The sequence below is a fragment of the Candidatus Latescibacterota bacterium genome (genome assembly GCA_019038625.1).
Lineage (GTDB): Bacteria > Krumholzibacteriota > Krumholzibacteriia > Krumholzibacteriales > Krumholzibacteriaceae > JAGLYV01.
Genome location: JAHOYU010000268.1, coordinates 1 through 13,565, shown reverse-complemented (window position 1 = coordinate 13,565; position 13,565 = coordinate 1). Strand labels below are relative to the sequence as shown.

Here is a 13,565-nt window from a genome sequence, read left to right as displayed (position 1 = left end):
TAGTCCCAGACTAACCCACGAAAATCAAGGGGTCCAGCCGGATCTATAGTGTCTAGTCCTCAGGCCGCATAGTTGGAATGTATGGGAAATCGCGACACGATCGAATGAGTTACTTTTTCAGTCGGCTGATTGTAGCCTGCGAAATACATGAACGATAGTTTTCCAAAAAAACCGCTGACTGCGGTCATCGCTTTTTCCATTGCCATGGCTTTTCTGGAAGCGGCTGTCGTGATTTATTTGCGGGAGCTTTACTATCCTGAAGGATTCTGTTTTCCGCTGAAAATGCTTCCTTCTAATATTCTAGTCATAGAATTGGTGCGGGAAACCTCAACGATCATAATATTGGCTGCGATCGGCTGGCTGTCTGCAAAGAGTTCTTTAGGACGATTTGCGGGATTTATGATCGCCTTTGGGGTATGGGATATATTTTACTACGTATTCTTAAAACTTTCGCTGGATTGGCCTGCCGGCCTATTGGACTGGGATCTGCTATTTCTGATCCCGCTGCCATGGATCGGCCCGGTAATCGCCCCGGTACTCGTTTCAATATGTTTGATCGGTTCCGGTGTTCTTGTATGGCTTCGAGAAAGCCAGAACAGGCCTGTCCGTATTTCCAGGAGACACTGGATACTGGAAGTGGTTGCTGGACTGGTCATCATTGGATCATTCCTGACCAATATCGACGTGGTAATCGCTCAGGATGTGCCAGATTCTTTTCGATGGGAGATATTTTCGATCGGTCTTTTATCGGGCGTGATCGTTTTTATTCATGCAGTGAGAAAAAGTGACGAGCCTGGATGACGATGTGTGTTTTACTGATAAGCCAGACTCGCTTTCCTGCCAGGGCATAAACACGAAAGCAATCTATCGTTTACAATGTAGTCATTCCCTTACTTCGTATCACATTATGATTCCACGCTTTGGCCCCATATTTTTCAACGTTTTATGAAAAACTCCAGTCATTCCATAGCCTGGATGTGAGTAATTGCTGGAATAGGTCACGGGCGTGTAAATGAAATATTACATTATTAAAAAAATCTCTAGAGCGTGCGATATGACTGTAATGACAGGCAGAGACAGCATTCCGAATAAATATAATGAAGAATTAACTATATAGATGTTGACACGACCATTACTGCCATCCTAATATAGCCCTACAGATTCACAGAGAACAGAAACCCGATGGCATGAGCAAGGCCGTATGTATTTCGATGTGTCCGATGGCTGTCGGCAATGGGTGTCGTGTGCCTCCTCAGGCTCGGTGGAGAGGTGCGTCCACACCTGTCACAAATTCTCTGTATAAATCCGCCACTAGTGTCAGCATCTGCCGTAAGGCAGAAAGAAAGGAGAATTTCATGGCACGTTTTCGTCTTCCCCTGATCATCGCCGTTATCGTCTTCGGCTCGTTCATCGTAGCGCAGGCCGAGATCGACATAGACGGCGGTGACAGAGACATGTTGAAGGCCTGGGCCGACTCCGGTTCGACCTTCGAGATCCAGAAGATCACGGGGGTATTTCCCCTCGACACGGTAGACGTAGCGGTCTACTTCCACAGCGATTCGACTGCTGGTTACATACAGAACCGGATCACATGGGATGCCACGGAACTGACGCTTCTCGATGTGATCGAGGGTCCCGGTATCCCTGGTACCGCGACGCTGGACTTTACTATAGGTGCCGATTCGGTCCACTACACGATCTATAACACTACCGAATTCGAAGTGCCTGCCGGTGAGCCCATCACGTACCTGAGATTCGCGGTGCAGTGCTACGGGTATGGCTCCGAAGCTGATATCGACTTCCTCGATGGAAACGACATCAACTATTACAACTCACACAACATTTCGTACGCGCCGCTTCGGGTGGATGGCTCTGTAAAGACCTCCTATGATAGCTATATGACTCAGTTCGCTTACCTCGACTACACTCGCGCGTATCCGGGCGAGCAGCGGATCCCGATGGACTTCTTTTTTCACCAGAGTTCACCGGGGCAGCTTCTTGCGGCCAGATTTGTTTATGACGATGCAGTCATCCATTTCGACTCGATCTCTCCGGGACCGGGACTCAATGGTGGCGTTATAAACGTGTCCACATCCGGTGATACTATCATCGTGGAATTACCGGACACTAATCCTCTCATGGACGTTGGAGCGACCGTTACGGCCTTCACCCTGTATTTCGGGATGGAGACGGGAGACGACTTGATCTCTACGGATATCGATCTTCCGTACATCGAAAGGTTGAACGAGTGCGGCCAGCACACCACCCCGTACCACGCTGGTAACTCGATCAACATCGAGGACCATGTCGCCGAGGCCGATATCGGAGCGGTCGCCTACTACACATCGGCTACTACATACGATGTGCCGGTAGTCATGGATTCGAACGTACCGGTCAATGATTTCGAGTTCTGGGCCGAGTTCCCTGCGGACGACATCTCTTTTGTGGGAGTAGTCGCCGTAGCGGGATTCTCAGCGCCCAACGGAATCGTAGACATCTTCGACACTACGGTGGTCCAGCTGAACAGCAGCCTTTTCACCGACTACGACCCCTCGGATCTGCCCGCGACCGTCTTCAAGCTCCGATTCCAGAAGAGACACGCGATGGCGGTAGGGGATACGATGTTCATCTCATTCTACGACACGCCTGGAAACGAAGTCAGGTATGCCATGGATTCCCCTTTCGGATACCATACTGCCGATCTGACTCTCGAGGACGGGTTTATCAGGATCAAGGACAGGACGATCATCACCTGCCCTGCCCTCCATGTCTGGAATGGAGAGTCGTATGAGCTGGATAATACGATCCTGGCTGCCTGTGACGGAGCGAACATTACCGAGGACATCACCGAGTACTACAAGATAAGGAAAAATGTTGTCGCTGACGGCGGGAAGCTCCTCTTCAAGATCAACGAGGAAGGTAATCAGGTCAGTACCTTCAGTGATTTCCGAATAATCGCTGTAGATCATGACGCGAAAGAGCCTGTTCACGTCAAAGACGATGGGACCATCCTGACGGTCGGTCAGCCCTTCGCGATCAACTGGGCAAGGGACCACAATGCCCAGGACATCACAGGTCTGGTCGAGACTCGTGACGATGTCCCTTATGAATCTAATGAGAGCGGATATATCGATGTCAGCTTCGGCAGACTGACAGCGGAACAGGTATCCAATTTCGTAGCCTTCGCACGGGAAATCCCCAAAGAGAATGAAGAACGGGATAACATGACCGCGTCGGCAGACGACCTTGAGAATCGTGACAAGAAACTCAAGATCTACGTACAGGACGCCGACGGGGGATGGGAATTCATCGGCGAGGAAGACGCCCGCCGGAACCCCGGTCTCCAGGCGACAAGTGTCGCGAGTGAGTATATCGAAGCGGGCCGCGAGTTCGTCCTTCGGTATGCCTGGGACGAGTTCTATACGATCGACGTTATCGACCTGCGCGCGGCCGAGGAGTTCATGGGCAGGACCCACGCCGTTTCCCTTGTGTCTGCCAATCATTCGAAGGACGGCACACTTGCTGGAAGGCTTGGGCAGGAAGTGACTGCTGAGCCGGCGCTTCTGTCTCCCGGTGAGACCATCGAACTGCAGTTCGATATAAGCGCCCTTCCGCCCTTCAAAGTCGGTACTGTCCGCGAGTATATCTTCGTGACGACCGGACGTTATACCGACGTCGACAGTCAGGAAGATGAGACTCCAGAGCTGAGTTTCGCACTGGAGAACAACTACCCCAACCCCTTCAATCCGAATACCATGATCCGTTACAGCCTGATGAACGCGACCAACGTAAGCCTGCGCGTGTACGATGTGCGGGGAGCATTGGTCAAGACTCTTGTCACAGGCTATCAGGATGCGGGAAAGTATACGGTAGACTGGGATGGCACGACCGATGGAGGACACAGAGTCGCGAGCGGAGTCTATTTCTACCGCATCATGACTCCTGAGTTCACCGATACGCGAAAAATGGTCCTGCTCCGGTGACGTTCTTCTGCTGTTTCGATCTGGGCACAAGAAAACTCCCCGGTCTGTTTCATACAGGCCGGGGAGGTCCGCGCAGGCAGCCGCTATCGCGGCGTTATTATTTGAACAGGACCTTGACCCTGCGTTCCTATTTGATCAGAGCCTTGATCGCGCCCCATGTCGAATTTTCTGCGCCTACAGTTCCCGTAAAAAAGAACTTCATGGTCCATGCCTGCTGGTATCCTGACGGGTATGTTCCCGGAGTGATGTCCATCCCTCCATGCATTATCCAGGGATTGGGAGCAGCCAGATCACCGAGCCTGGAGCCGCCGGTGAAGGTGCAGTCCGCCACCATCACGGGAGGCATGAATCCGAACGGATCGTCATATCTCTCCAGGTTGGTCAATGTTCCCTGGAGAATCAGTGTTCCGTTCTGGAATGTCGAAGGTGCTGTCGCGTTAGGAGGAGTCACTCCGTAGTCGCCGTCTTTCAGTGGATCCTCGTAAATGAAAAAGTCACCGTCATCATAGTAATAATCTATCGAGAACGGGATGTTCGATACGACGCTGGCGATCGTTGTCTGGAAATAGAGAGTGTACTCGTAATTCACGAAATCGACCGGGAACGGATAACTGAATCCGACCGGAGGCTCGAGAAACGCGACGGTCGTCACAAGGGTCCCCGAGGCCTCGGGCGCGGTAAAGTAACCCGCTCCGAATGCTTCTATCTGTTCCTGGGCAGAAAGGGCCAGCGGCGAGATGACAAGCCCCACGATAATAACAATGAGCATATTCTTCATAAATGCCTCCGATTCCTGCTCCATCGCAGAAAGATCTCGGGTGCCCGGCCCGCGAGGAAGACCGGACACCCGGAAATGGAATTTAATTACCTGAGCAGCACCATACGGTGTGTAACGACTTCATCTCCTGCTTTCAGGCGGTAGAAATAGACTCCAGAAGAGATCTGGTTTCCCCGGTCGTCCGTTCCGTCCCACTGGACAGTGTTGTAACCGTTCTGCATCTCACCCGTGATCAGCTGCCTGATCTTCTGGCCGGCTACGTTATACACGGCAAGGGTGACCGGCAGGGCTGTTTTCAGATCGTAGTTGATCGTCGTCGCGGGATTGAACGGGTTAGGATAATTGCTCGCGCGGGCTATCGATCCTGGAAGATCGGCCCCTCTGCGATACGCGATATACCCGATATCCAGAGGAATAAGATTCGCGTCGACCAGTTCGTCGTGGTTGATCGTCTCGGCGATATATTTGGCCATTTCAAAGTTTGTCTCGTTATCGCTCATGAGAAGCTGCGACACATACGTTATGGCCTGACTTACATTGGCCTGGTCGGGACTGACGAACTGCCAGGTAGCGAGTCTGCCGGAAACGGTGTTCAGCAGCAACCCCGCGAATTCTTTTCGTGCCTTCTCGAACATCGTCGGTTTCTTCAGCGAGATGATGCTGTTGAAGTCCTCCAGTGTCAGGACAGGCGTGAATATTTCGAAATACTTGTCGAATCGTGTATGAATGAACTCGAAACAGGAAAGGAGCTCGTCCGCGGGGACCTGAACACCTTTCTGCTTGCCCTTCAAAGCGCTGACTATCTGGTGCTTCCAGAAGCCCGTGCTTCTCGGTTTGTCCTGGGTAGCGAGGCGCTCGAACACAAAGTCGACGATCGCTTCTTCACCCGGGCCGCAGACTACATCCACCTCAGTCGGAGTGAGAGGATAGTATCCAAGCGGCGCGATAACGCTGACCGATATCGAATCGCACGCTACGTCAAAGAAAACGTAATCGCCGAGTTCGTCGGTCATGGTAGAGTGGGAGCTTCCTTCACCGTCAACAAGGTCGACCGTGACACCGACTACCGGGCCACTGGTCGGTGAGGTATCATCCCCGGCTCCGAGGAAGATCGCTCCGACTTCAACGACTTCATATTCGCCGAACACGAAGCCTGGTTCGAGAGGCTGTGAGCAGGACGTATGAATTGTCGCTACGTCCGTTCCGATCGTGATGGTCGTATTGCCCCTCAGCTCGTCCCCCGAGGGAAGGATACTCAGGAATTCTCCATCCCATGTAGCGTAAGCACCATCTGAAACGACAGCGCAGGACGGGTCTCCGAGGCCGTGATATCGCAGGCGGAGACGGTTCATGCTGTTACAGTTCGCTTCTTCACAGGGGATCAATATCTTTTCGACCTGAACAACGGTGAATTTGTCGATGACATTTCCGACAGTTATCGGCCGTGAACAGGAAGTGTGAATGTCGGTCTCTGCCAGGCCGACTGTTATCTTTACGTTGCCCGGCAGTTTTTCATCGAGAGCTCCGGGAGTGAGTATAAGATGGTCGCCGATGATCTCATACTGAACGCCGCCCGTTATCTCCAGGCTCGACAGGTCGCCGACGCCGGTATAGAGAAGATCGAGCAGGGTGATGCCTTCGCATTTGACACAGGTCTCAGGGTTATATTCGAAGCTGACATTTCCTTTTACGGTACAAAGCGCGGGGACCTGGATATTGCCGATCGCCTGAAGGTTGAACCCGGCAGGAATGTTTGGATCGTCCGGGCCGAAAGTATACTCGACGATATTTCCGTTCGGCTCGCCGATATCTTCCATACCCATGCCCGTAGTGAAATTCACAAGCATGACGATCACGCCGAACTGCCTGTCGGCATCGTACGTCATGTATGATGCTGTCACGATTCCCTTGAGAAAGATGTCTCCATCCTCGAATGTCATGGGAACGGTGGCATTCGGCGGGTGGATGCCATAATCCGCGTTCATCATGGGATCGACCGCGATCAGGATCTTTCCACCAGTAAAATTAGTGTAGTACCTCGAACCGACGGCAAACTGGTCGGAGACCGAGAGCCCGGTGAGGCTCCATGTCATCTCGTTCGATGTAAGGTCGACGTTCAGGGCGGGATTGGTCGAACTGATAAATCCGACTCCACCGAAGATGTCCCCCATGCTGCTCACGGGGAATGCTCCATCGGTATAGAGGAACCCGTTGTCATTCATGATGACGGTTGCCGCATGTGAAAGGGGTGAGAGTGCAAGAACGACGCAGAACAGGATCAGGGAGAGAATCGATGCTTTTCTCACGATGTTAGCCTCCTATTTCCAAAGCTTGTCCACCACAGTTGATTGAGGAGGGGTTCCAATATCGGAATTTCCCTCTATCAGCAACGATACGATCTGATCGTTGTGACTCGAACATATTGTTGCTGATTCAGACTGCCATTATAGCATAGATTAGCCCATAAAGTCAACTCAATACCCGGCTTGGGACTGGAGCAAGAGGTGTGATGAAAGGAGGTTGGGCATCAGAGTCTACAGAAAAAAGGCGGACTCGCCTGTGCGGATCCGCCTTCAAAATAACCAGTGATCATCCGATCAGTTACTCTTTTTCTTTCTGAGCAGAGGCGCTATTCCGAGAAGCCCGAGGCCGAGCAGGCTCAGAGTGCCGGGCTCTGGAGTGGCGAAGTAACTCGAGTCGTGAGAGTGCGGAGCCTTGTGAAGTTTGCCAAAGGAATCTCTTCCGACAGCATCGACATGGGTCCAGTCGAATCCGCTTACGACGAAATCGAAAAGCATCTCGTCTCCCCAACCCGGCTCGTGGATTATACCATGATCATAGTGCCACGCGTTCACATCGTCATTATCGAGCGATCCCGCATGATAGAAATTGTAGTTTTTCAGGCTCGGCAGCAGAGTCTTTGTATACCAGGAAGGGGCGGAGCCAGCCAGCCCGGGATCACCATAGTTATAGAAGGAATTGATCTCGACCCCATTGATCCAGACCGTTCCCGACTGGCCGGTAGGGACGCTTATGACCAGGTATGTATCCATCTGATCGTATGCCATGGGACTCTTGAGAACGTCAAATGAGTTTGTCAGTTTGCTGTCGTCAATATCGGCCGACGCCCAGTAACCGACGACCTTCAAATCGAAGTTCCTGGCTGTCGTTACCCAGACATCCTCCTCGACGTGCTGAAAATTGCCGTAGAATTCAGAATCCACGATGTAGGTCTGAAGCCTCGGGACCGCAAGAGCGGAGCCCGCAAGCAGGCCTGTCATCATGATCGTCAGTGTAAGAATGGTCATCTTTTTCATTGTTTTTACCTCGTCCGTGTCGAAATTTTTTACAAACCCCTCAAATAACACTAATTCCATCCTATTATGCTGCAATCTGCATGCCACCCGGCAAGCCGCCGTATCTGCTTGATATTACAAGAGTTATGGTGGGTTTTGAATTGGGGGAGTTTCCCGTTCAGAAATGTGTAAAAACCTCCGACACATTCAGCATGTCAAATGGCTCGAGAACTACCCCGTTTTCCGGCATGTCATTCATTCCTCTGTAATGCCGTTCATACCCTGAATCGGTCCATTGGTCGGGTAGCCGTGGTCGTAATTCTATTCAATGCGTAATCTCTGTGTAGACCTTGACAGGTGTGGCGTTTCAGAACACACCCGGAATTTAAGTTCAGCCGGCAGTTGGTCGGCAGTATCCGGCAGAGAGCCGGGAGGATGGTGAGAATGATGAGAAGTCTTACAGGCAGGTGGGCGATCGGGGCATCGGTCGTTCTGTCTATGCTGGTCTGTTCGCTCGATGCGGATCTGCAGGCGGCTGATGAGCAGGTAGGGAACATGATCCAGACCGAACAGGTCATGATACCGATGCGTGACGGTGTGGAACTGTCTGGCGCGTTGTATCTACCTGAGGCTGGAGATGTGTTTCCGGTGATCCTCGTAAGGACGCCTTACGGCAAACGCCAGCTTAGAGTAGAGGCCGAGTTCTGGGCCGCCGGTGGTTATGCGGTCCTGATCCAGGATGCCAGGGGGAAGTTCGCTTCCGGAGGTGATTATCTTCCTTTTGTAAATGAGTTGGCCGACGGGATGGCCACGCTGGACTGGATAATGGAACAGCCATGGTGTAACGGAAAGATCGGCATGTGGGGTTCATCTTATCTGGCTTTCTCTCAGTTGATACTGGCCAGTAAGGGACACCCGGGACTCCGTTCGATCTTCCCTGTCTCCGGATGGCTCGGATCAGAGGGTCAGATCACATGCGGCGGCGCGAACCATATAATGCTCAGCATACCGTGGATCCTTCACGAGGAATCACTGACCAACCGAAATATGAACGATTACGAGATCGACGAGATGTTCGAGTACCTGCCCATCCTGGACGCGTTCAAATCAGTCGGCATAGACAGCAGGATATGGAATGAGAAATACGAGTTGGAAGAACTTGATGTATACAGGCCTGAAGACATCGAGATCCCGGCACTGCATATGACTGGATGGCTGGATTTCGTGGCCGAATCTGCCCTGGGAGTCTACCGGGGTATTGACGCCGCGGGCAGGAAGGGGCAGCTGCTGATCGTAGGTCCATGGTTTCATGATCAGTTCTATTCGACATTTACTGAAGCAGGCGATGAGGACTTCGGCCCACAGAGCGTCATGGGAAGAGCCGGATTGATGGAACTGTCGAAGAAGTGGTTCGACATGACCCTGAGAGGGATGAAGAATGACCTCTCGGAAAAGGACCGGGTCACTCTCTTCGTCATGGGCGCGGATGAGTGGAGGGGGTTCGATCAATGGCCACCCGTAGCTTCGAAGCCCCGAAAATTCTTTTTCAGCAGCATGTCGGGCGCGAACAGTCTGGACGGGGACGGCAGCCTGTCCTGCCTGCCGCTCGATGATGCTTCTTTCGATACCTTCACCTTCGATCCAATGGACCCGGTACCCACGAATGGCGGAGCGAACATGCACTTCATGCTCCACCTGGTCGGAGTGAAGGACCAGCGCGACATTGAAAGACGCGACGATGTACTCGTATACACTTCCGAGCCATTGGAGGATGACATGGAGATAATCGGCGCGATCGAGGCACGGATATATGTCTCGACGGAAGGGCTGGATACAGATTTTACGGCAAAGCTTGTCGAAGTAAGGGAGGACGGATATGCCAGGATAATCGAGGAAGGTATCGTCCGCGCGAGCTGGCGAAACGGAGGGCCGGATAGGGAACTGCTTGAGCCGGGGAAAGTATACGGGATGAACATAGCGATGGGATCGACTGCAATCCTGATCAAAGCGGGCAACAGGCTTCGTGTCGAAATATCGAGCAGCAACTTTCCAAAGTATGACCGAAACCCGAACACAGGGGAAGACCCCTTGAGGGCCGCTGTCCTGAAGAAGACAAGACAGAAGATATACCACGGGAAAAAGTATCCGTCTCACATCGTACTTCCCGTGATGGACGAAGGCGTCCGGCCTGGACGGTAATCTGGCTGGATACATGTATGCAAACTGACCATCTGTTAAAGGAGGAATCATGAAAACATCTGGGGCCATATTTCTGACGATACTGTCAATGCTGGTGATTGCAGGGGCGATATGCGCGGCTGTTCCGTGCGACAGGGAAAAAGCGGCTGAACATTTTGAGAAGGGCGAGTTCGACGAGGCGAGGGAGTGTTACATCCGGTTTCTGGAGATCGACGATACGGATGATGAAGCCTGCTATTACCTCGGAAGGATCGACCTGGTGAAGGGGAAGGTGGACGATTCGGTCGAGTACCTGAAGCAGGCGGTCTCGCTTGACAGGGAGAACGCGGAATATCACTTATGGTACGCTCGAGCGAATCTGGAAAAACTTCAGAAAGCTTCATATTTCGAAAAAGGGATACTGTCGGGACGAGTGCTTGATTCCCTGAAGAAATCGGTCGATCTCGACCCAATGAATATTGAAGCGAGGATCTACCTGGCGAGTTACTATCTGAATGCTCCATCGATCGGAGGAGGCAGCAGAAAGAAGGCGAAGGCGCAGATCGAGGTAATCAGTAAATACAGTCCCCGACACGCGCATTCGTTGATGGCACAGGTGTATGTGAAGGAAGAGAAGTACGATCTTGCCATAGCCGAGTTCACCGAGTATCTGTCATTGAATCCCGGCGATGTCGAAGTATTGTATGCCCTTGGAATGCTCTACCAGAAGATCAAGGATTATGACAACGCGTTTGCGACCTTCGAACAGGCGTTGAAGTCGGATCCCGATGCCATCGACTGCCTCTATCAGATCGGCCGGACGGCAGTATATTCCGGCAGCCGCCTGGACAGGGGGATAGAATCGATGTTTGATTATCTGAAGCGTGAGGTCCACCCGGGAGTTCCTGGACATGACGCGGCGCACTGGAGGCTCGGGATGCTTTATGAAATAAAGGGTGACATAAAACTGGCTGTCAGTGAATATGAGACTGCAATAGAGATGAATCCTGACGAGAAGAACTACAGGAAATCGCTTGAAGCCGCAAAGAAAGCAGCGAAAGACTGATGACGGCAATAGACAGGGTGAAAGAGGCATTATGCCTGCGGAATATCAGGACTCTCCTGGGCGCGGTCCTGGGGATAACATTGATTATCTCGATATTCGAGTTTACGCCGGACCTCAGAAAGTGGCTGGTGGAGATCGCCGGTAATTTCATCCTCGCTATCTCGATCGCGTTTCCCGGGATGATCCTGGGATCGATGTTCGACACGGAGAGGATAAGGAATTCGTTGCTGAGGCTTGCCGCCCTGATGCTTCTTTATACAGTCTCTGGCATTATCGGCGGCCTGATCGGCTGGGGGATCAATTCTGTACTGTTCCCATTCCATATCTCACATCCATTCTATTTTCTGTTTGTCGTGGCTGTTCTTTCAAACGTTTTTGGCATTTCTCTCTTCACCTACTACAGTGTTCGCGAGAGGCTTGAGGAGACTGCCAGGAAACTCGCCGAAAAGGAGATCAACGAACAGAAGCTTGTACAATTGAAGATGAGAGCCGAACTCGAGGCGCTCAGGGCGAAGACGAATCCTCATTTTCTGTTTAACACGCTCAACTCTATTGCCAGTCTTATCCCCGATGATCCAAAGAGAGCCGAAGAGATGGTCCAGAAACTTTCAAACATCTTTCAGTATACGCTCAAAGCGGCATCCGAAGAGTTTGTGACTCTCGGAGATGAACTGAGATTCATCGAATCATACCTCGAGATCGAAAAGGTACGTCTCGGGGAAAGGCTCGAGTATTCGATCAGGGCAGATGACGCATCAGCGCCCTGCCGGTTTCCCGGCATGCTTCTGCAACCCCTTGTGGAAAACAGTATCAAGTACGGTGTAGCTCCAGAGAAAGACGGAGGCAGTATCACAATAGAGTGTCGGCAGTCTGAGGGCCGATGCCGCGTCGGGATCGTCGATACGGGTCCGGGATTCGATGCTTTCACCGTTCCTGAAGGTTTCGGCATCAGCAGCGTCAGGGAAAGACTTGAACTTCTCTATGGGGACAGGCACACTTTTGATCTCTCGACAGAGGGAGGAGTCTCTATCGTCATAGAGATACCATCGACGTTATAGACGCGGGACACGCGCGCGGGACCAGGAGAGAAATGAGTTTCAGGACGATACTGATAGATGACGAAGTTCTGGCGATCAAGCGTCTTCGCAGACTCCTCGAACCGTTTGGCGGAGTCATCGAGATCATAGGCGAAGCGAATGATGGAAATGAAGCCCTTGAATTGATAGAAAGCCTGCGACCCGACCTTGTCTTTCTCGATATACAGATGCCCGGCATGACAGGTTTTGAGGTCCTCGAGAAGTTGGAGTACCTCCCTCTTGTCATCTTTTCGACAGCATACGACCAGTATGCCCTGAAAGCTTTTGAGACCAACTCGATAGACTACCTCCTGAAGCCTGTAGATCCGGAAAGACTTGAGAAAGCGATCGACAAGCTCGGCAGGATCACAAGCGAAGGTGAGAACAAACTTCGAGATCAATTGAAAAGGATGATGCTGCGGATGGGCCGCTCTTCGACCCGCCGGATACAGGTCAAAACGGGTGACAGGGTAAAGTTTATTGATATCGAAGATATATTCTTCCTTACAGCCGGAGGCAAGTACGTCGAACTGTTTACGGCCGACAGCAGTTACCTGCTGACAAAGACTCTTAAGGAACTGGAAGAAGAATTGCCTCCGGATGATTTTGTAAGGATACACAGATCGTCGATCATCAATCTGGCTCATGTCGATGAATTCGCGAGGATGTTCAGTGGAGCATACGTCGCGAGGATGAAGGACAAAAAGAAGACAGAACTTCCCGTCAGTCGGCAGAGCAAGGGACGCCTGGGGCTGAATTCCTGACCACGCGCGGCCATTATGTCAGCCTGGGAGATTGTCCCCTGTTCACTTCAGTGCAGCCGCCTACTCATACCATCTTATATAATCCGCCTCGATTTCCATGAGAGAGCCTCCGAAAAAACTGGCACTTGCGTCCATATACAGGGTGTCGCCTGAAATTGTGTAGTTAAAACCAGTCGCAATCCCCATCTCTTCGACTTCCAGGTAGACTTTTTCTTCTGCGGAAACCCAGGTGAATGGCTGCATCATCAGGTTATCTGGAGTACCCACGCCTCCGGTCCCGTTGCTGTAGAAGGTCATCAGCTGACCGATGTTTCCAGGTTGCGGAACGCTGTTTGTTATGTACCGCACGCACTCCCAGCTTCCAGGGAGGGGGTCTCTCGGTTCGACCGGTGTCTTACATTCATCGCAGCACCCGGCGATCAAT

10 protein-coding genes are annotated in these 13,565 nt (G+C 51.9%); 6 read left to right on the top strand and 4 right to left on the bottom strand.

Annotation, left to right across the window (positions count from 1 at the left end):
* The first annotated feature begins 147 nt into the window (after nt 1-147).
* Nucleotides 148-801, top strand: a complete 654-nt coding sequence (locus tag KOO63_16880) for a hypothetical protein (GenBank protein MBU8923492.1) — start codon at nt 148-150, stop codon at nt 799-801.
* A 554-nt stretch (nt 802-1,355) separates the two neighbouring features.
* A complete protein-coding gene (locus KOO63_16875; protein ID MBU8923491.1) occupies nt 1,356-3,983 on the top strand; it encodes a T9SS type A sorting domain-containing protein in 2,628 nt (875 codons plus the stop codon).
* A gap of 127 nt (nt 3,984-4,110) precedes the next feature.
* Here KOO63_16875 and KOO63_16870 read toward each other — a convergent pair whose 3' ends face one another.
* From KOO63_16870 to KOO63_16860, 3 genes are all read right to left on the bottom strand, one after another.
* Nucleotides 4,111-4,761 (bottom strand): hypothetical protein, encoded by a 651-nt coding sequence (locus tag KOO63_16870; protein MBU8923490.1) that lies wholly within the window; start codon nt 4,759-4,761, stop codon nt 4,111-4,113.
* 86 nt (nt 4,762-4,847) lie between these two features.
* On the bottom strand, nt 4,848-7,067 hold the full coding sequence (locus KOO63_16865) for a T9SS type A sorting domain-containing protein (GenBank protein ID MBU8923489.1): 2,220 nt from the start codon (nt 7,065-7,067) through the stop codon (nt 4,848-4,850).
* A gap of 291 nt (nt 7,068-7,358) precedes the next feature.
* Entirely contained in the window at nt 7,359-8,078 is a 720-nt protein-coding gene (locus tag KOO63_16860; GenBank protein ID MBU8923488.1) for a choice-of-anchor N protein, read from the bottom strand.
* Between the two features lie 423 nt (nt 8,079-8,501).
* Between KOO63_16860 and KOO63_16855 the strand changes: the two genes are divergently transcribed.
* Genes KOO63_16855 through KOO63_16840 form a run of 4 tightly spaced genes read left to right on the top strand, consistent with a single transcriptional unit; the run spans nt 8,502 to nt 13,141 of the window.
* Nucleotides 8,502-10,256, top strand: a complete 1,755-nt coding sequence (locus KOO63_16855; GenBank protein ID MBU8923487.1) for a CocE/NonD family hydrolase — start codon at nt 8,502-8,504, stop codon at nt 10,254-10,256.
* 49 nt (nt 10,257-10,305) lie between these two features.
* Nucleotides 10,306-11,301, top strand: coding sequence for a tetratricopeptide repeat protein (locus tag KOO63_16850; GenBank protein ID MBU8923486.1), 996 nt, complete (start codon nt 10,306-10,308; stop codon nt 11,299-11,301).
* On the top strand, nt 11,301-12,359 hold the full coding sequence (locus KOO63_16845) for a histidine kinase (protein ID MBU8923485.1): 1,059 nt from the start codon (nt 11,301-11,303) through the stop codon (nt 12,357-12,359). The genes KOO63_16850 and KOO63_16845 overlap by 1 nt, the downstream gene beginning before the upstream one ends.
* A 32-nt stretch (nt 12,360-12,391) precedes the next feature.
* Nucleotides 12,392-13,141 (top strand): LytTR family DNA-binding domain-containing protein, encoded by a 750-nt coding sequence (locus KOO63_16840; protein ID MBU8923484.1) that lies wholly within the window; start codon nt 12,392-12,394, stop codon nt 13,139-13,141.
* A gap of 60 nt (nt 13,142-13,201) precedes the next feature.
* Here the strand turns inward: KOO63_16840 and KOO63_16835 are convergent.
* Nucleotides 13,202-13,565 (bottom strand): hypothetical protein (locus KOO63_16835; protein MBU8923483.1); only part of this gene is annotated, 364 nt, incomplete at its 5' end.

Excerpts from the sequence above, each read along its gene's own strand:
- KOO63_16870 (MBU8923490.1), bottom strand. The coding sequence starts at position 4,761 with ATGAAGAATATGCTCATTGTTATTATCGTGGGGCTTGTCATCTCGCCG.
- KOO63_16860 (MBU8923488.1), bottom strand. The coding sequence starts at position 8,078 with ATGAAAAAGATGACCATTCTTACACTGACGATCATGATGACAGGCCTG.
- KOO63_16875 (MBU8923491.1), top strand. The coding sequence starts at position 1,356 with ATGGCACGTTTTCGTCTTCCCCTGATCATCGCCGTTATCGTCTTCGGC.
- KOO63_16845 (MBU8923485.1), top strand. The coding sequence starts at position 11,301 with ATGACGGCAATAGACAGGGTGAAAGAGGCATTATGCCTGCGGAATATC.
- KOO63_16855 (MBU8923487.1), top strand. The coding sequence starts at position 8,502 with ATGATGAGAAGTCTTACAGGCAGGTGGGCGATCGGGGCATCGGTCGTT.
- KOO63_16850 (MBU8923486.1), top strand. The coding sequence starts at position 10,306 with ATGAAAACATCTGGGGCCATATTTCTGACGATACTGTCAATGCTGGTG.
- KOO63_16880 (MBU8923492.1), top strand. The coding sequence starts at position 148 with ATGAACGATAGTTTTCCAAAAAAACCGCTGACTGCGGTCATCGCTTTT.
- KOO63_16840 (MBU8923484.1), top strand. The coding sequence starts at position 12,392 with ATGAGTTTCAGGACGATACTGATAGATGACGAAGTTCTGGCGATCAAG.